Here is a 17522-nt window from a genome sequence, read left to right as displayed (position 1 = left end):
TGTGCTATCCCTTCACGGAGGTGAGCGAGCGCTGTGCTGCCGCGACGACGGCTTCGGGGGTGAACCCGTACTCGCGGAACAGAACCTTGTAGTCGGCGGATTCGCCGAAGTGCTCCAGCGAGACGGTCTCGCCGTAGCCTCCGACAATCTTGTGCCACGGCATTGCTATACCCGCTTCGACCGAAACTCGAGCCTTCACCGTGGGGGGCAAAATTTGATCTTTGTAGTTCTGGTCCTGGCTCTCGAACCACTCGACGCATGGCATCGATACGACACGGGTGCCGATGCCCTGAGCTTCGAGCGTCTCGCGCGCGGCAACCGCAAGCTGCAGTTCAGAACCGGTCGCGACGATGATGACCTCGGGAGCTGCCGTCGACGCATCGACGAGGACGTAACCGCCCTTGGCGACACCTTCGGCACTCGTGCCCTCGAGAATCGGAATGTTCTGGCGGGTGAGGATCAGACCGACCGGGCCCGAGCTACTGCTCTTGGCGATCACGGCTTTCCAGGCGAACGCGGTCTCGTTGGCGTCGCCGGGGCGAACCACACTGAGGTTCGGGATCGCACGCAATGCCGCGAGGTGCTCGATCGGCTGGTGGGTCGGACCGTCTTCGCCGAGCCCGATGGAGTCGTGGGTCCACACGTAGATCGGATCGATGTCCATCAGCGACGCGAGCCGGACTGCCGGCCGCATGTAGTCGCTGAACTGCAGGAACGTGCCACCGTATGCGCGGGTCGGGCCGTGCATCACGATGCCGCTCAGGATCGCGCCCATGGCGTGCTCGCGAATACCGAAATGCAGGGTGCGGCCGTACGGCGTCGCGTTCCAGTCCTTCGTCGCGATCGATACCGGCCCGAACGAGTCGGCACCCTTGATCGTCGTGTTGTTGCTGCCTGCGAGGTCGGCCGAGCCGCCCCACAGTTCGGGCAGTACCGGTCCGAGTGCGTTGAGCGTCTCGCCCGATGCGGAGCGGGTCGCGACGTCCTTGCCGCCGACCTCCCACGACGGCAGACCATCGGCCCAGCCCTGTGGCAGGTCGTCGCTGGTCAGCCGGTCGAGGAGCTTCTTACGCTCGGGCTCACGTGCCGCCCACGCATCGAAGTCGACGTCCCAGGCCTCGTGCGCCTTGCGGCCGCGTTCCTGCAAGCCGCGGGTGTGCTCGATGACCTCGTCGGTCACCTCGAAGTTCTTCTCCGGATCGAAGCCGAGAATCTTCTTGGTTGCAGCGACCTCGTCCGCGCCGAGCGCCGAGCCGTGCACACCGCCGGTGTTCTGCTTGGTCGGCGCTGGGAAACCGATGATCGTGCGGACGATGATGATCGACGGTTTATCGAGAACGGCTTTGGCGGCTTCCGTCGCCTCTTCGATCGCGGTCACGTTCTCGCCACCCTCCACGACCTGGACGTGCCAGCCGTAGGCCTCGTAGCGCTTCGCGGTGTCTTCGCCGAGCGCGATGGTGGTGTCGTGCTCGATCGAAATCTTGTTGTCGTCGTAGAACAGGATCAGGTTGCCGAGTTCCTGTACGCCGGCGAGCGAGGACGCCTCCGAGGTGATGCCCTCCTCGATGTCGCCGTCGGATGCGATCACGTAGATGTAGTGGTCGAACGGGCTCTCGCCCCACGCGGGTTCGGGATCGAAGAGGCCACGCTCGCGGCGCGACGCCATCGCCATGCCGACCGCGGATGCCAGACCCTGCCCCAGCGGACCGGTCGTGATCTCGACGCCCTGGGTGTGGCGGAACTCGGGATGGCCCGGTGTCTTCGACTTCCAGGTCCGCAGTGCTTCGATGTCGGCCAGCTCGAGCCCGAAACCGCCGAGGTAGAGCTGGATGTAGAGGGTGAGGCTCGAGTGACCACACGACAGCACGAATCGGTCGCGACCGATCCAGTGTGTGTCGGTCGGGTCGTGGCGCATCACACGCTGAAAGAGCGTGTAGGCCAACGGCGCAAGGCTCATTGCGGTACCAGGATGACCGTTGCCGACCTTCTGCACGGCGTCCGCGGCAAGAACCCTCGCGGTGTCGACGGCCCTGGTATCCAAGTCGGTCCAGTCCGAGGGGTGATTCGGCTGGGTGAGAACACGGATGTCGTCTGTGATCGACACGAGCAGAAGTCTCCTGACATTCGATTGCGAAAGGTGTGGCGAAAGGTGTTGTGAGCGACGTGACTGGTACTCGAAGTGTGGGACTGCCGGATTGACACAACCTTAGTTCGATCCGACCCTAACGTCCGCTCATCTATGCAATCCGTGCGGCTCGATCGGTCGACTCCGACCTGCGGCAGCACCCGACGAAACGGTCACGTTGGGGGTTCGGCGATGGACCACCTCTCCCGGCGTCTACCATCTTGCGTAGTAGCTGCGTCGTGCGAAGGTCCGCGCGCTGCGTCGACATGGCCGATTTTCATGCGAATGCGTGTGGTGCGAGGAGCGATAGTGCGGATAGGGCAACAGCCGAGCGGACATGGCCTCGGCGGCCCGGCTCCCACCGAACCGGTCCCCGCCGAGGGCGTCGCGCCGCGATCGTCGATCCTCACCAAGCCCATTTTCGCGAAGCCGATGGCTTATATCGCGTTGACGAAGCCCCGTGTGATCGAGTTGTTGCTGGTCGCGACGATTCCCACGATGCTGCTCGCGCAGCGTGGGACCGTCGACATCACGCTGATCCTCAGCACACTCTTCGGCGGCTGGATGGGCGCGGCAAGCGCCAACACACTCAACTGCGTCGCCGATGCCGACATCGACAAGCTGATGAAGCGCACCGAACGCAGGCCGCTGGCCCGCGCGGCGGTGCCGACGTCGCATGCATTCGTTTTCGGTGTCGTCCTCGGACTCGGGTCGTTCGCGTGGCTGTGGTGGGCGGCAAACCTGCTCAGCGGTCTGCTCGTCGTCGGAACGATCCTCTTCTACGTCTTCGTCTACACCCTCGGTCTCAAGCGCCGGACCTCGCAGAACGTGGTCTGGGGCGGCGCTGCCGGATGTATGCCGGTGCTCGTCGGCTGGTCTGCGGTCACCGGCACGATCGGCTGGCAGTCCCTCGTCTTGTTCGCAGTCATCTTCTTCTGGACGCCACCGCACACATGGGCTCTCGCGATGCGCTACAAGGAGGACTACAAAGCAGCGGGTGTGCCGATGCTGCCGGTAGTCGCGACCGAAGAGAAGGTCACCAAGCAGATCGTCGTCTACACCTGGCTGACGGTGTTCGCAACGATCGCCCTGATACCTGCGACCGGAGTCGTCTACGCAGCCGTCGCCGTCGCGGCCGGTGCCTGGTTCCTGCTTATGGCGCACCAGCTCTACGCGGGTGTCCGGCGCGGCGAGTCGGTCAAGCCGCTCAAACTCTTCCTGCAGTCCAACAACTACCTTGCGATCGTCTTCTGCGGCCTTGCCGTCGATTCCGTCCTCGGTTGGACGACGGTCGGCAGCATCCTCGGGTGATGCGCATCCTCGGATGATGCGCGACCTGCTCGCCGACTAGGGGAGCAGGACGATCGACCCGGTGGTCTTGCGACCTTCCAGATCACGGTGTGCGGTCGCGGCGTCCGCAAGCGTATAGGTTGCACCGATGGTGATCTGCAGCGATCCGTCGGCGATCGCAGCGAAGACTTCGCCACTTCGCCACAGCAGTTCCTCGCGGTCGCGGGTGAAGTGAACCAAGGTCGGCCTGGTCAGATACACCGACCCCGCCGGATTGAGCCGCTGCGGGTCGAACGGTGGGACGGGTCCGCTCGCGGCACCGAACAGCGCCAGAGTCCCGCGAATTCGCAGTGCCGCCAGGCTCGACTCGAACGTTGCGGCGCCGACACCGTCGTACACGGCCGCAACACCCTCACCGTCGGTGATGTCACGCACCTGTGCGGCGAGCTCGTCGCCGTAGCGGACCACCTCGGCAGCGCCCGCAGCACGCGACAGCGCTTCTTTGTCGTCGGTCGACACCGAGGTGATCACACGCACACCGCGGGCTGCCGCGAGCTGGGTGAGGATCAGACCGACACCGCCTGCGCCGGCATGCACGAGCACCCAGTCCGCGGGCTGCGCGTTGTAGACCGAATTCAGTAGGTAGTGGGCGGTCATGCCCTGCAGCAGCGCGGATGCGGCTTCGGGTGCCTCGACGCCCGCGGGTACCGGCACAGCGCGTTCGGCGTCCACCGCAACCTTCTCGGCGTAGCTGCCCTCGGCTGACGCCCATGCGACATGATCGCCGACAGCAAATCCGCTGACCTGATCGCCGACCTGCTCGACGACACCGGTGCCCTCAGCGCCGGGGACGTACGGCACCGGACGCGGGTATGCGCCCGTTCTGAAGTAGGTGTCGATGAAGTTCACGCCGACCGCTTCGGTCCGCACGAGGAGCTGACCTGGGGTGATCTCGGGATCCGGGACGTCGGTCAGCTGGAGTACTTCGGGTCCACCGTGCTGGTTCACCTGTATAGCGCGCATGGCCCTCATTTCTACACCTGCACAGCTCGCCAGTATTGTTCGACGTATGACGACCGATGCCGCTCAGACCGACGTCAAGGTTCCTGCCCACGTCCGGAAGTCGATCGAGAAGTTCCTGACCGATCACGGTGACGCCGCGAGTGCCGTCCTGCAGCCGGTCGGGCGCGTCGGCGTGCGAATCACCCTCGTCGGTGCCGACGGGATCCTCGGCGACCAGATGGTCGCCGACCTGCCGACCGCCAAGGCTGTGGTCGAGAGCTTCGACGCCATCACGGTCTCGGAGTGGGACCGCGAACTGACCTCGATCGTCACGCCTCGGGTCGGACACTGGAAGAAGATGGCGGGTTGGGTCGCGAATCAGACGCGATTCCCCAAGGCGCGCAACGAGGTCTGATCGACCCACGGTGCGAACCGCGGTCGCAGCAGGTGTGCTACTCGTTGCGATCTGCGTGGTGCTCACGTGGTTGCCGGCGGGTGTGGGGTTACCGCTCGATCGGCTACCTGTCGTCGCGCAGCTGACCGCCTTCCGCGTTCATATTGCGGTGCTTGCGGTTGCCGCGGCCGTCGTTATCGTGTTCGTTCGCCCCTGGTTAGCGGTGTTGCTCGGCGTTGTCGGATCGATATCCGTCGCGACGGTATTCCCTCAGTCCACGGGCCCGATTGGAACAGGTGTAGCAAACCTGCGGGTGCTGACTGTCAACGTCGGCGCCGATGCGGCGCACGTCGAGCCGCTTGTCGACCTGATCGCGCAGTTCCAACCGGACGTGATCGCCATGCCCGAAGCGTCTGCGGCGTACGCACGTGAAATCGCGCGTCTTGTCGGCCCTGGCTTCGATGTCTTCGACGACACGATCGGCACGCGTTCGGTTGCTACGGCGGGCGCGACGTCGTTGTTGATCCGCTCGTCGCTGCGACCGGCAGTGCCCGTGGCACGGTTGCCGCTCAGTCTCGGGACGGTCACCGCGACCGTCACCGTAGCGGGTCAGGCGGTGAATGTGCATGCGGTACATCCGAATTCGCCGAATCTGGGGTCCGAGGCGACCTGGGACGCAGACCTGGCCGCGTTGGTCTCGCCATGCCGGAGCGACAGTCCGACGGTTATCGCGGGCGATTTGAATGCCACCTTCACCCACTCGCGGTTCCGGGAACTGATCGGATCCGGGTGCAGGGCAAGTGGGGGAACTCTCAGCAGGCTCACCGGGAGTTGGCCGACCTCGGTACCTGCTTGGCTCGGAGTGCGGCTGGATCAGGTGCTGACGGCGGGTCCATCGATAGTCTCGACCGAGGTGTGGACCGTCGACGTGTCAGGCGGACAACACCGCGCGGTCATCGCTGACCTGGTGGTCGGTTGACGCCGCCCTACGGCTACGCCCACTTGCCCATAGCGCTGCCGTCGCTGCCGTGCACGCGCCGGCACCGCCGACGTGAACGGCGACCAGTGCGGCGGGTACGTCCGTGAAGTACTGGACGACGCCGACCGCCCCCTGCGCGACTACGACGGCAATGACGACCTTGACTCGGGTCAGCACCGCTTTCGGTGCGCGCACGGCGTACAGCCCGAAGGCAAGCCCGATCACAAGGGCCAGATAGCCGATCACCAACTGCGCGTGTAGGTGGACGAGCGTCACGATCTCGATCTCGAGCCGTGGCACCGTGCGTTCGAGGCTCTTGTCGCCCGCATGCGGACCCGCACCGGTGACCAACGTGCCCGCGACGAGCGTGCCTGCGAGCGCGACGCCGGACAGCGCGGTGAGCCAACGCAGGGGAGCGGGGACGACCGCGACGGGTTCGGCGTCGTCGTCTTCGGTGATCTTGGCGTAGAGCAGCACCGCAAGCCACACCATGGCCATCGACGCGATCAGGTGCACGGCAACGGTCCACCAGAGCAGCCCGGTGCGAACCGTGATGCCGCCGATGATCGCCTGAACCACAGTTCCGCCCGGCATCAACCACGCGAACACGATCACTTCGCGTCGGCGTCGGGCCCGCGTCACCGCGAGGACAACCGCTGCGGCGGCGAGGACGACGACGAAGGTCAGCATGCGGTTGCCGAACTCGACGGCTTGGTGCAGCACCGCGACCTCGGAAACCCCGATGGGGGTGAAGCTGCCGGGGAAACACTGTGGCCAGGTGGGGCAACCGAGTCCCGATGCGGTCACACGGACGACAGCGCCGGTGACGGCGATGCCTGCCTGGGTCAGGATGACGCCGAGCGCGATCGCGCGCTGCACCCGAAGCGAGGGGAGCGGTAGACGATCGACAAGGCCGAGATAGCCGCGATAGAGCACGCCTCGATGGTAGCCGCGGAGCGGCCTCTAGGTGAACTTGAAGGTTTTGGTCGCCAGATAGCCGCACACAGCGGCCCAGACAGCGAGGACGGCTACGCCGAACCAATCGACGGACCCGACCAGCGCTGCTTTGAGCGTCTCGGCGAGGGCGCCGGACGGGATGAGTCTCGCTATGAGACGAAGTACTTCGGGCAGGTCGTCGGACGCGAAGACGACGCTGCCGATACCGAGCATGATGAACCACAGGATGTTTGCGAGCGCGAGGACGATCTCGGCCTTGAGCGTGCCGCCGAGCAGGAGTCCCATCGCGGCGAACGTGACCGTTCCGAGCGCGATGATCACCGCACCGAGTGCAAGTCCGCCGATGCCGGGTCGCCAGCCGAGACCGAAGCCGATCGCCCCGATCAGCACCGCTTGCAGGGCGACCACGATCACCACGGCAGCACTCTTGCCTGCGATGATTCCCCACTTGGGCAACGCGGTCGCGCCGAGTCTCTTGAGCGCGCCGTAGCGCCGATCGAAGCCGACCGCAATCGCCTGCCCGGTGAACGCGGTCGACATGACCGCAACCATCATCACCGCCGGCACGACCGAGTCGACGCGATGTTCGCCGAGGTCGCCGACCGGGAGTAGGCACAGCCCGATCAGCAGTGTGATCGGTATGAACATCGTCAACAGAAGTTGTTCGCCGTTGCGCAACAACAGGATCAGCTCGAGCCTGGTTTGCGCGACGAGCATCCGCAGCGGCGCGTTCGGGCGCGGGTCGGGGGTGAAAGTTCCCGGCGTGAAGCGATTCGTCACCCGCGCAACTCCCGTCCGGTCAATTCGAGGAAGACGTCTTCGAGCCGACGCTGATCGACTCGCAGGTCGGTGGCAAGGACACCGATTCGGGCGCACCACGCGGTGACCGTCGCCAAAACCTGAGGATCGATCTCGCCTTCGAGGAGGTAGGAACCCGGTGACGTCTCTCGCGGCGAAAAGCCTTCCGGCAGAGCGGTTACCAGCAATGAAAGGTCGAGATTGGCTGGTGCGGTGAACCGCAACTGGCCCTCGGCGCCACGCTTCGTGAGTTCCGAAGGGGTGCCGGATGCCACGATCTTGCCGTGATCGATGATCACCAGCTCGTCGGCGAGTTGCTCGGCTTCGTCCATCATGTGTGTGGTCAACAGAACCGAAACACCGTCTCGCCGTAGCGAATCGATCAACTCCCAGACCATCAACCGCGCTTGCGCGTCGAGGCCGGCGGTCGGTTCGTCGAGAAACACCAACTCGGGTCGACCGACGAGGGCGCACGCAAGCGCGAGCCGCTGCTGCTGGCCGCCGGACAATCGTCGGTACGGGGTCTTCGTCGTGTCCTGCAGACCAAGCGTTCGCAGCAGCCAGTCGGGATCGAGCGGATTCGCCGAGTAGGACGCGACGAGTGCCAACATTTCCCCCGCGCGCGAACCTGGATAGGCGCCGCCGCCCTGCAGCATCACGCCGATTCGAGATCGCACCGATGCGGACTCCCGGATCGGGTCGAAGCCGAGGACGCGCACCGAACCGGCGTCAGGTGTGACGAACCCTTCGCACATTTCGACCGTCGTCGTCTTGCCCGCGCCGTTCGGACCGAGCAGGGCGAGAACCTGCGAGCGTTGGACGACAAGATCGAGGCCGTCGACGGCGGCTACCGAGCCGAATGCCTTGACGACGCCGTCGAGGCGCACCGCTGGCTGGTTGGTCACGAGGATTCAGCGTAAGCGTCGCGATCGGCCGGTGCCGTCGGTGCCCCCGCCTCCGCGCGCCACGGCAGGATCTTCCGCGTAACCAGAATCACAGTGCCGCAGACCAGGATTGTCGCGATTGCCGCTTCGACGATTTGGAACGGCTCGACCTTTGCGCCGGTCGGCATAAGAATCACGCTGACAACACACGAGAACGCGATCGTCGGTATGCGGAACGCCGGTCGTGTCGCCCATGCGGCAAGAGGTGTCACCGCCCACAGCAGGTACCACGGCTGCACGACGGGGAAGAGCAGCACTATCGCGCCGAGTGCGACGCCCAGCGCACCCATCGGATGCAATCGACCTGTATAGACCGCGATCAGCATGCGAACGGCGATGAATGCCGCCGTGAGCGCCGCGATCGGTCGGGTGATCGACAGCACGGCGGTCGTGTGGTCGCCGAGTCCGAGCAGCACGCCGCCGAACCCGGTGAAGATGCCGAGCGTCGTCGGCAGCGACATCCAACTGCGGACCGCATTGGCCGTGCCGAGGGTATTCACCCAGCCGAATCCGAGTCCGCTCGCGAACGCGACGATCAGCGTGACCGTCAGCGCGACGACTCCGGTCAGGGCTGTGGCTTTGACGAGGGCCCGGAACGTGCCGCCCCAGCGTCTGGTGAGGGCCATCCAGACGAACCCGAGCGCGATCAACGACGGGATCTTGATCGTCGAAGACATGGTGATCACCGCGCAGCCCGCAACGAGCAGCGCAAGGTTCCAGCCTCGTAAGGGGTCGGTGTTCTCGATCGCGCGCATCGCGAGTTCGAGACCGGCGAGCATAAGCCCGAGCATCAGAGCCTCGTTGTGTACACCGGCGACCAGGTGAAACAGCAGCAGCGGGTTCGCTGCGCCCAGCCAGAGTGCGCTCACGCTGGCCACGCCGCAGCGGCGTGCGAGTCGAGGCAGCGCCCAGACGATGAGGGCGACGCCGCCGAGTGCGAGCACGCGATGCAGCCACACTCCCGCGACGATGTTGTCGCCAGCGATCGACGAGATGCCGCGTCCCATCCACAGAAACAGCGGACCGTAGGGCGCGGGCGTCGACTGCCAGATATTCGGCACGCTGTTCGTCAGCACATGGTCGAGCCCGAGGGCGGGCCGTGGTCCGAGTTCGTACGGATCGAGCCCACGGTGGGCGATCTCGCTCTGGGCGAGGTAGGAGTACACGTCCTGGCTGAACATCGGTGGCGCCACGGACAGCGGAAGAATCCACAGGAGCAAGGTGCGATCGAGTTGCGACCGGCTCAGCCGACGCGCGACACCACCATCGCGAGCTCGTCCGATCGCGAACCGACCGAGCAAGAGCCACGCCAGTACGACTGTGACGGTTCCGGTCATGGTCAGCGTCAGGCCTGCCGCCCCGAGGCGGGCGGGCAGACCGAGAATTCGTAGACCCTGAGTGGGGTTCTGGTGGACCGGCTGGGCGCCGAAGCCGAGCGCACCGATCGCCATCAGCACAGCGCCGGTCGTTCCCATGAGCCGGACGTAGCGCAGTTGTCGCGTTTCGGCGGCGTTGAGCCCCGGCGCTTCGGCTTCGTCACCGTGCAATACCGCGACGGAGTGGTCGGGTGTCGGCGAGTCGAGACCGAGAGCGCGTCGTCCGAGATCGATGGATCGCCTCACCACCGAGTGGTTCGCGCTCTTTCGATCTGGCGTCACGAATGGAAGCGTAGCTATTGGACGGCCGAAGTCGGGTCAGGACCCTGGTCGGACGCAGTTTCGGTGCTGTGTGGCACGGCTCTCACCGGACCGGGCAGGTTTGTCAGGGCACCCTTGCTAGACCGGTCAGGCTAATTCCGTCACACTGGTGTTGTGAAAACTATCGGCACGCCGACGAATGTCGACGAAGGGGCAGGCAGCAACGCCATGTCCGCTTCGGTCGAGCCCGTCGCGCACGCCGGTGGTGTCTCGGTCAGTGTCGCAGTGTCACACGACGGCCACACCCGTGCGGCGATCGTTCGGCTGCTGCTCGAAGAGGGCCCGATCACGGCAACTGCTATCGGTACGAAGTTGGAGCTGACAGCAGCGGGGGTCCGTCGACACCTCGATGCTCTCATCGAAGCAGGCGAGGCACGCGCCGCGACGTCTGCCAGTTGGCAGCAACGTGGCCGTGGCAGGCCTGCGAAGCAATACCAGCTGACTCCCGCCGGACGCGGCAAGCTCGGTCATGCATACGACGATCTGGCAGGCGCCGCGATGCGGCAGTTGCGAGAAATCGGTGGGCAGTCCGCCATCGAGGAGTTCGCGCGCAAGCGAGTGGCCGCCATCGTCGCAGGCGTCGATCCGGCTGCCGACCGTGACACCGAAGCGCTGACCGACAAGGCCGAAGAGATTGCCGACGTGTTCACCTCGGCAGGCTTCGCGGCAACGACCCGCAAGGTCGGCAACGGTGTGCAGATCTGCCAGCATCATTGCCCGGTGTCGCATGTCGCCGAGGAATTTCCCGAACTGTGCGATGCCGAATTGCACGCCTTCAGGAATTTGCTCGGCACCCACGTTCAGCGTCTCGCGACGATCGCCAACGGCGACTGCGCATGTACGACCCACGTACCACTCACCCCGCCGGTGTCTGCGAAGACGGCGTCGGGATAGCTCCACAGCTCCAAAGCCGATGCCCAGCCCTGCATCGGCACGCACAAGACTCCGGAAGGAGCTCGAATGACTGTCACAGACCAGGTGACGCCGACGGAACCGTTGACTCAGGCGGAGACCATCGCGTCGCTGGGCAATTACGGCTACGGCTGGGCGGATTCAGACGTTGCAGGCGCCAGCGCCAAGCGCGGTATCTCCCCGGCTGTCGTCGCGGACATCTCGGCAAAGAAGAGCGAGCCCGAGTGGATGCTCGAGGCGCGCCTCAAGGCGTTGCGCACGTTCGAGCGCAAGCCGATGCCGAATTGGGGTTCCGACCTGAGTGGCATCGATTTCGACAACATCAAGTATTTCGTGCGCTCCAGTGAGAAGCAGGCCGCGACCTGGGACGATCTGCCCGAAGACATCAAGAACACCTACGACAAGCTGGGCATCCCCGAGGCGGAGAAGCAGCGCCTGGTCTCCGGCGTCGCCGCACAGTACGAGTCCGAGGTCGTCTACCACTCGATCCGTGAGGATCTCGAGCAGCAGGGCGTGCTCTTCCTCGACACAGACACGGCACTGAAGGAGCAGCCAGAGCTGTTCCGCCAGTACTTCGGAACGGTGATCCCCGCAGGCGACAACAAGTTCTCGGCGCTGAACACCGCGGTGTGGTCGGGTGGCTCGTTCATCTATGTCCCGCCGGGCGTGCACGTCGACATCCCGCTGCAGGCCTACTTCCGGATCAACACCGAGAACATGGGCCAGTTCGAGCGGACGCTCATCATCGTCGACGAGGGTGCCTACGTGCACTACGTCGAGGGTTGTACCGCGCCGATCTACAAGTCCGACTCGCTGCACTCCGCGGTTGTCGAGATCATCGTGAAGAAGGGTGGCCGCTGCCGGTACACCACGATTCAGAACTGGTCGAACAACGTCTACAACCTCGTTACCAAGCGCGCGAAGGCCGAAGCAGGCGCGACGATGGAGTGGATCGACGGCAACATCGGCTCCAAGGTGACCATGAAGTACCCGGCCGTCTGGATGACCGGTGAGCATGCGCACGGCGAGGTGCTCTCCGTTGCGTTCGCAGGCGAAGGCCAGCACCAGGACACCGGCGCGAAGATGCTGCACCTGGCGCCGCACACCACGTCGACGATCGTCAGCAAGTCGGTCGCTCGCGGCGGTGGCCGCGCGTCCTACCGCGGTCTCGTGCAGGTCAACAAGGGCGCCTACGGCTCGCGGTCGACCGTGAAGTGCGACGCACTGCTCGTCGACACGATCAGCCGAAGCGACACCTACCCGTACGTCGACATCCGTGAGGACGACGTCACGATGGGTCACGAGGCGACGGTGTCGAAGGTCAGCGACGACCAACTGTTCTACCTGATGAGCCGCGGCATGAGCGAGGACGAGGCGATGGCAATGGTCGTGCGTGGCTTCGTCGAGCCGATCGCCAAGGAACTGCCGATGGAATACGCACTCGAGCTGAACCGCTTGATCGAGCTGCAGATGGAAGGGTCGGTCGGTTGAGTTCCGAAAATACCGTTACGGACAACGTGATCTCGGCGGTCGTCGGCGAGAACCCCGTCAAGCCCGTACAGAATCCCGGAGCCGGCGCAGCGACCAACAAGGGCGAGGTGTTCACCTCGTTCGATGTCGAACAGTTCGAGGTGCCGTCCGGTCGTGACGAAGCGTGGCGGTTCACACCGATTCGTCGTCTCCGTGGCCTGCACGACGGCACAGCGGTAGCCAGCGGCTCGGCAACTGTCGAGATCGCCGGTGCCGGTAGCGATGTCACGGTCGAGACCGTCGGTCGCGACGACGTTCGCCTCGGTAAGGCGGGCGTTCCTGCGGATCGTGTTGCTGCACAGGCTTACTCGGCTTTCGAAACTGCGACTATCGTCAGCGTCGGTGCCGAGGTCGAGGTTGCCGATCCCGTGGTTCTCACGATCACCGGACCCGGCGAGGGCAATGTCGCCTACGGGCACACCCAGATTCGTCTCGCAAACTTCGCGTCGGCGACCGTCGTCATCGATCAGCAGGGCAGCGGCACGTATGCCGAAAACGTCGAATTCGTCCTCGGTGACAGTGCGAAGCTGACCGTCGTCGTGGTGCAGGACTGGAACGACGACGCCGTGCATCTCACGGCGCATCACGCCTCGCTCGGTCGCGATGCAGTGCTTCGTCATACCGCGGTCACCCTCGGCGGTGATCTGGTTCGCCTCACCGCGACCGTCAACTACAAGGGACCCGGCGGCGACGCCGAACTTCTCGGTCTCTACTTCGCCGATGCAGGCCAGCATTTCGAACAGCGACTGCTCGTCGATCACTCGCAACCGCAGTGCAAGTCCCGCGTCACGTACAAGGGTGCGCTGCAAGGTGATCCGAAGTCCGGCAAGCCGGATGCGCACACCGTGTGGGTCGGCGATGTGTTGATTCGCGTCGCGGGCGAAGGCACGGACACGTTCGAGCTGAACCGCAACCTCGTGTTGACCGACGGCGCCCGTGCCGACTCGGTTCCGAACTTGGAAATCGAGACCGGTGAGATCGCCGGAGCCGGACACGCAAGTGCCACGGGAAGATTCGACGACGAGCAGCTGTTCTACCTACGTGCGCGAGGCATCCCCGAGGATCAGGCACGCAGGCTCGTTGTCAGAGGCTTCTTCCACGAAATCATCAACAAGATCGCGGTCGAAGAGATCCGCGAACGGCTCGAGGCGGCGATCGAGCTCGAACTCGCCGCTGTCGGTGCTTGAGACTTACCAGGTAAAGGACCCTTTTCTTATGACAACGCTTGAAGTTAAAGACCTGCACGTCGAGGTTGCGAATCCGGACGCCAACGGCGAACCGATTCACATTCTCAAAGGTGTGGACCTGACCATCAGCTCGGGTGAGACCCACGCGATCATGGGCCCGAACGGTTCCGGCAAGTCGACGCTGTCCTACGCGATCGCAGGCCACCCGAAGTACACGGTGACACAGGGGACCATCACCCTCGACGGCGAAGACGTCCTCGAGATGTCGGTCGACGAGCGGGCGCGCGCAGGACTTTTCCTGGCGATGCAGTACCCGGTCGAGGTGCCCGGTGTGTCGATGTCGAACTTCCTTCGCACGGCTGCGACCGCGGTTCGCGGCGAAGCGCCCAAGCTGCGGCACTGGGTGAAAGAAGCCAAGCAGGCGATGAGCGAGCTCGAGATCGATCCCTCGTTCGGCGAGCGCAACGTCAACGAAGGCTTCTCCGGTGGTGAGAAGAAGCGCCACGAAATTCTGCAGCTCGGCTTGCTCAAGCCGAAGATCGCGATTCTCGACGAGACCGATTCCGGCCTCGACGTCGACGCTCTGCGCATCGTGAGCGAAGGCGTCAACCGCTACAAGGAACGCGAGAACGGTGGCGTCCTGCTGATCACTCACTACACGCGGATCCTCCGCTACATCAAGCCGGACTTCGTGCACGTCTTCATCAACGGTCGCATCGTCGAGCAGGGCGGAAGCGAACTGGCCGACGAGCTCGACGCCAACGGCTACGACCGCTTCACCGCGGCATCGACGGCATCAGCAGGAGCGTAGGTCCATGACGGTCGTAGCCGAGACACGCGACATCACTCGGGTTCGGGACGACTTCCCGATCCTGAGCCGGACCGTGCGCGACGGAAAACCGTTGGTGTACTTGGATTCCGGTGCGACGTCGCAGCGTCCCGTGCAGGTTCTCGATGCCGAGCGCGAGTTCCTCACGACGAGCAACGCGGCCGTCCACCGTGGCGCACACCAGTTGGCCGAAGAGGCAACCGACGCCTACGAAGGAGCGCGCGAGGACATTGCGCGCTTCGTCGGCGTCGACGTCGGTGAAATCGTGTTCACGAAGAACGCGACCGAATCCCTCAACGTCGTCACGTATTCGTTCTCCGACGAGCGGTTCCCGTACGTGCTCGGGCCAGGCGACGAAATCGTCATCACCGAACTCGAACATCACGCGAATCTCGTTCCGTGGCAAGAACTTGCGCGTCGAACCGGTGCCACCCTGCGTTGGTACGGCGTTACCGACGACGGTCGTATCGATCTCGATTCGCTCGAGCTCACCGATGCGGTGAAAGTTGTTGCGTTCACCCATCAGTCGAACGTGACGGGTGCGGTCGCACCCGTTGCCGAACTGGTGCGTCGTGCGCGTGCGGTCGGTGCGCTCGTGGTCCTCGATGCGTGCCAATCGGTTCCGCACATGCCCGTCAACTTTCGTGAACTCGACGTCGACTTCGCCGCGTTTTCGGGTCACAAGATGCTCGGTCCGTCGGGTGTCGGTGTGCTGTGGGCGAAGCGCGAACTGCTCGACGCGATGCCACCGTTCTTGACCGGTGGATCGATGATCGAAACGGTCACGATGGAAGCCACCACGTACGCGCCACCTCCGCAGCGTTTCGAAGCTGGTGTGCCGATGACGTCGCAGGTCGTCGGCCTGGGCGCGGCCGTGCGGTATCTCGAAGCAATCGGTATGGACGCTGTCGCCGCACACGAGCAGGTGCTTGTGTCCGCGGCGCTTGCCGGGCTCGGTGCGGTCGACGGGGTTCGGATCATCGGTCCGACGACAACGGACGATCGTGGGGGAGCTGTCGCGTTCGTCGTCGACGGCATTCATGCTCACGACCTCGGCCAGATCCTCGACGACGAGGGCGTCGCGATTCGGGTCGGCCATCATTGCGCGTGGCCGCTGCACCGTCGGTTCGGTATTGCTGCAACCGCGCGTGCGTCGTTCGCCGTCTACAACACCGTCGAAGAAGTCGATGCGCTGGTCACCGCTGTTCGCAAGGCCCAGAAGTTCTTCGGGGTGGTGTGAGCCGTGCGGATGGAGCAGATGTATCAGGAAGTGATCCTCGATCACTACAAACACCCGCACGGGCGTGGGTTGCGCGAGCCGTTCGGCGCCGAAGTACACCACGTCAATCCAACCTGCGGTGACGAAGTCACGCTGCGTGTACATCTCGACGAAGACGGCACCGTCGCCGATGTTTCCTACGACGGCCAGGGGTGCTCGATCAGCCAGGCGTCGACCTCGGTTCTCACCGATCAGGTCACCGGCCTACCGCTGGTCGAGGCGCTACGGGTTGTCGATGCCTTCAACGAAATGATCAGTAGCCGGGGTAGCGTCGAAGGTGACGAAGACGTGATCGGCGACGGTATCGCTTTTGCAGGTGTGTCGAAATACCCGGCGCGCGTGAAGTGCGCACTGCTGGGGTGGATGGCGTTCAAGGACGCCGTTGTTCGTATCAACGAGAGGCAGGCATCATGACCGAGACTTCGGAGGCGCAAGCCCCCGCCGAACCCGTGGAACTCAGCGCGGAAGATCAACAGCGAATCGAAGATCTCGAAGAAGCAATGCGCGACGTAGTCGATCCCGAGCTCGGTATCAACGTCGTCGACCTCGGCTTGGTATACGGCATCGCTGTCGACGAAGACGATGTCTGCCTGCTCGACATGACGCTCACCTCTGCCGCCTGCCCGCTGACCGACGTCATCGAAGACCAGTCACGTAATGCGCTCGTCCGCACAGGGTTGGTGTCGGAATTGAAAATCAACTGGGTCTGGGTTCCGCCGTGGGGGCCGGACAAGATCACCGACGATGGCCGCGAACAATTGCGCGCATTGGGATTCACCGTCTGATTCTGTACCGACTACCTGAAGAGCGGTCGTTCGAGCAATGCTCGTGCGGCCGCTTTTTTGTGCATTGATAAAGGCTGGGCATGTGACCCGGGTCTCGGTAGACATATGATCCGGCTAACAATCAGCCCATTTTTCGTTGGGTCTATAGAGCTCATATTGTGGCTTTGACCTGGGTAGAAGACGAATGTTATGCATTGATTCGCATAAGTCGACGTCTATTTTGCACCCACGACATTCGGTAACGAAACGGCTACAGTGGTTCGCGGTTCGAAAGCCGGTAATACGGCAGGAACATTTGTTGGAAGTAATTTAATACGCCCGCCGGGTCGAGTAAGCAATTAATCCCCGGGCAGGAGCGATAAGCGATCACCACCGGAAGACGCTTGCGGCGCTTTGTTTTGCGCTGCATCTCGCCAACTACGGAAAGGTACGAATTCGCATGAGCACCTTCACGAACTTCAAGCGCACCGCCACCCTGACTGCCGCTGCAGGCGCACTCGTCGTCGCGCCGCTGGCACTGGGCAGCGGCACCGCCAGCGCTGCGTCGAGCTCGCAGTGGGACGCCGTCGCAGCATGCGAGTCGGGCGGTAACTGGTCCACCAACACGGGCAACGGCTACTACGGCGGACTGCAGTTCTCGCCGAGCACCTGGACCGCCAACGGTGGCACGGGCTCGCCGCACACGGCATCGAAGGAAGAACAGATCCGCGTCGCCGAGAACACCCTCGCCAGCCAGGGCCCCGGTGCGTGGCCGGTGTGCGGCAGCGCGCTCTGATCACTGCCAGCTGAGTCTTCGGAACGGCCTCGCCCCCAT

Annotated in this window: 17 protein-coding genes; 11 read left to right on the top strand and 6 right to left on the bottom strand. The window is 64.1% G+C overall.

What is annotated here, in order from left to right:
* Window positions 1–4: 4 nt before the first annotated feature.
* Window positions 5–2104: a transketolase gene (gene tkt, locus ACHIRB_RS04385; RefSeq protein ID WP_395123315.1), complete on the bottom strand. Its 2100-nt coding sequence runs from the start codon at window positions 2102–2104 to the stop codon at window positions 5–7.
* A 330-nt stretch (window positions 2105–2434) separates the two neighbouring features.
* Here tkt and ACHIRB_RS04380 point away from each other — a divergent pair, with 330 nt between their 5' ends.
* Entirely contained in the window at window positions 2435–3436 is a 1002-nt protein-coding gene (locus ACHIRB_RS04380; protein WP_395115880.1) for a heme o synthase, read from the top strand.
* 36 nt (window positions 3437–3472) lie between these two features.
* On the opposite strand, the gene ACHIRB_RS04375 is transcribed toward ACHIRB_RS04380, so the two are convergent.
* The gene (locus ACHIRB_RS04375) at window positions 3473–4438 is read right to left on the bottom strand and encodes a quinone oxidoreductase family protein (protein ID WP_395123316.1); all 966 of its coding nucleotides are present in this window, start codon (window positions 4436–4438) and stop codon (window positions 3473–3475) included.
* A 46-nt stretch (window positions 4439–4484) separates the two neighbouring features.
* Here ACHIRB_RS04375 and ACHIRB_RS04370 point away from each other — a divergent pair, with 46 nt between their 5' ends.
* Window positions 4485–4832 carry a hypothetical protein gene (locus ACHIRB_RS04370; protein WP_395115882.1) on the top strand — a complete coding sequence of 116 codons (348 nt, stop codon included), beginning with the start codon at window positions 4485–4487 and terminating at the stop codon, window positions 4830–4832.
* 10 nt (window positions 4833–4842) lie between these two features.
* Complete coding sequence (locus ACHIRB_RS04365) at window positions 4843–5790, top strand: endonuclease/exonuclease/phosphatase family protein (protein ID WP_395123317.1); 948 nt, start codon at window positions 4843–4845, stop codon at window positions 5788–5790.
* Here ACHIRB_RS04365 and ACHIRB_RS04360 read toward each other — a convergent pair.
* Genes ACHIRB_RS04360 through mptB form a run of 4 tightly spaced genes read right to left on the bottom strand, consistent with a single transcriptional unit; the run spans window position 5743 to window position 10147 of the window.
* The gene (locus ACHIRB_RS04360; RefSeq protein ID WP_395115884.1) at window positions 5743–6726 is read right to left on the bottom strand and encodes a COX15/CtaA family protein; all 984 of its coding nucleotides are present in this window, start codon (window positions 6724–6726) and stop codon (window positions 5743–5745) included. The genes ACHIRB_RS04365 and ACHIRB_RS04360 overlap by 48 nt on opposite strands.
* Before the next feature lie 27 nt (window positions 6727–6753).
* Window positions 6754–7527 (bottom strand): ABC transporter permease, encoded by a 774-nt coding sequence (locus ACHIRB_RS04355; RefSeq protein ID WP_395115885.1) that lies wholly within the window; start codon window positions 7525–7527, stop codon window positions 6754–6756.
* Window positions 7524–8456, bottom strand: coding sequence for an ABC transporter ATP-binding protein (locus tag ACHIRB_RS04350; protein WP_395116187.1), 933 nt, complete (start codon window positions 8454–8456; stop codon window positions 7524–7526). The genes ACHIRB_RS04355 and ACHIRB_RS04350 overlap by 4 nt, the downstream gene beginning before the upstream one ends.
* The gene (gene mptB, locus ACHIRB_RS04345) at window positions 8447–10147 is read right to left on the bottom strand and encodes a polyprenol phosphomannose-dependent alpha 1,6 mannosyltransferase MptB (RefSeq protein WP_395123318.1); all 1701 of its coding nucleotides are present in this window, start codon (window positions 10145–10147) and stop codon (window positions 8447–8449) included. Before mptB ends, ACHIRB_RS04350 begins: the two co-directional genes overlap by 10 nt.
* A gap of 153 nt (window positions 10148–10300) precedes the next feature.
* Between mptB and ACHIRB_RS04340 the strand changes: the two genes are divergently transcribed.
* From ACHIRB_RS04340 to ACHIRB_RS04305, 8 genes are all read left to right on the top strand, one after another.
* Window positions 10301–11080: a helix-turn-helix transcriptional regulator gene (locus ACHIRB_RS04340; protein ID WP_395115887.1), complete on the top strand. Its 780-nt coding sequence runs from the start codon at window positions 10301–10303 to the stop codon at window positions 11078–11080.
* Between the two features lie 66 nt (window positions 11081–11146).
* Complete coding sequence (gene sufB, locus ACHIRB_RS04335; RefSeq protein ID WP_199701171.1) at window positions 11147–12589, top strand: Fe-S cluster assembly protein SufB; 1443 nt, start codon at window positions 11147–11149, stop codon at window positions 12587–12589.
* Window positions 12586–13815, top strand: a complete 1230-nt coding sequence (gene sufD, locus ACHIRB_RS04330) for a Fe-S cluster assembly protein SufD (protein ID WP_395115888.1) — start codon at window positions 12586–12588, stop codon at window positions 13813–13815. The genes sufB and sufD overlap by 4 nt, the downstream gene beginning before the upstream one ends.
* A 28-nt stretch (window positions 13816–13843) precedes the next feature.
* Window positions 13844–14626, top strand: a complete 783-nt coding sequence (gene sufC, locus ACHIRB_RS04325) for a Fe-S cluster assembly ATPase SufC (protein WP_199701173.1) — start codon at window positions 13844–13846, stop codon at window positions 14624–14626.
* Between the two features lie 4 nt (window positions 14627–14630).
* Window positions 14631–15884: a cysteine desulfurase gene (locus ACHIRB_RS04320; RefSeq protein ID WP_395115889.1), complete on the top strand. Its 1254-nt coding sequence runs from the start codon at window positions 14631–14633 to the stop codon at window positions 15882–15884.
* A gap of 3 nt (window positions 15885–15887) precedes the next feature.
* Window positions 15888–16337: a Fe-S cluster assembly sulfur transfer protein SufU gene (gene sufU, locus ACHIRB_RS04315; protein WP_395115890.1), complete on the top strand. Its 450-nt coding sequence runs from the start codon at window positions 15888–15890 to the stop codon at window positions 16335–16337.
* Complete coding sequence (locus ACHIRB_RS04310; protein WP_395115891.1) at window positions 16334–16708, top strand: metal-sulfur cluster assembly factor; 375 nt, start codon at window positions 16334–16336, stop codon at window positions 16706–16708. The genes sufU and ACHIRB_RS04310 overlap by 4 nt, the downstream gene beginning before the upstream one ends.
* A 439-nt stretch (window positions 16709–17147) precedes the next feature.
* Entirely contained in the window at window positions 17148–17483 is a 336-nt protein-coding gene (locus ACHIRB_RS04305) for a transglycosylase family protein (RefSeq protein ID WP_395123319.1), read from the top strand.
* Window positions 17484–17522: the final 39 nt, after the last annotated feature.

The sequence above is a fragment of the Antrihabitans spumae genome, from assembly GCF_043944905.1.
Taxonomy (GTDB): Bacteria; Actinomycetota; Actinomycetes; order Mycobacteriales; family Mycobacteriaceae; genus Antrihabitans; species Antrihabitans spumae.
The sequence above is the reverse complement of the archived record's forward strand: the minus strand, read 5'-3'. Positions and strand labels throughout refer to the sequence as shown.

Excerpts from the sequence above, each read along its gene's own strand:
- ACHIRB_RS04375 (WP_395123316.1), bottom strand. The coding sequence starts at position 4,438 with ATGCGCGCTATACAGGTGAACCAGCACGGTGGACCCGAAGTACTCCAG.
- sufC (WP_199701173.1), top strand. The coding sequence starts at position 13,844 with ATGACAACGCTTGAAGTTAAAGACCTGCACGTCGAGGTTGCGAATCCG.
- ACHIRB_RS04370 (WP_395115882.1), top strand. The coding sequence starts at position 4,485 with ATGACGACCGATGCCGCTCAGACCGACGTCAAGGTTCCTGCCCACGTC.
- sufB (WP_199701171.1), top strand. The coding sequence starts at position 11,147 with ATGACTGTCACAGACCAGGTGACGCCGACGGAACCGTTGACTCAGGCG.
- ACHIRB_RS04320 (WP_395115889.1), top strand. The coding sequence starts at position 14,631 with ATGACGGTCGTAGCCGAGACACGCGACATCACTCGGGTTCGGGACGAC.
- ACHIRB_RS04310 (WP_395115891.1), top strand. The coding sequence starts at position 16,334 with ATGACCGAGACTTCGGAGGCGCAAGCCCCCGCCGAACCCGTGGAACTC.
- ACHIRB_RS04305 (WP_395123319.1), top strand. The coding sequence starts at position 17,148 with ATGAGCACCTTCACGAACTTCAAGCGCACCGCCACCCTGACTGCCGCT.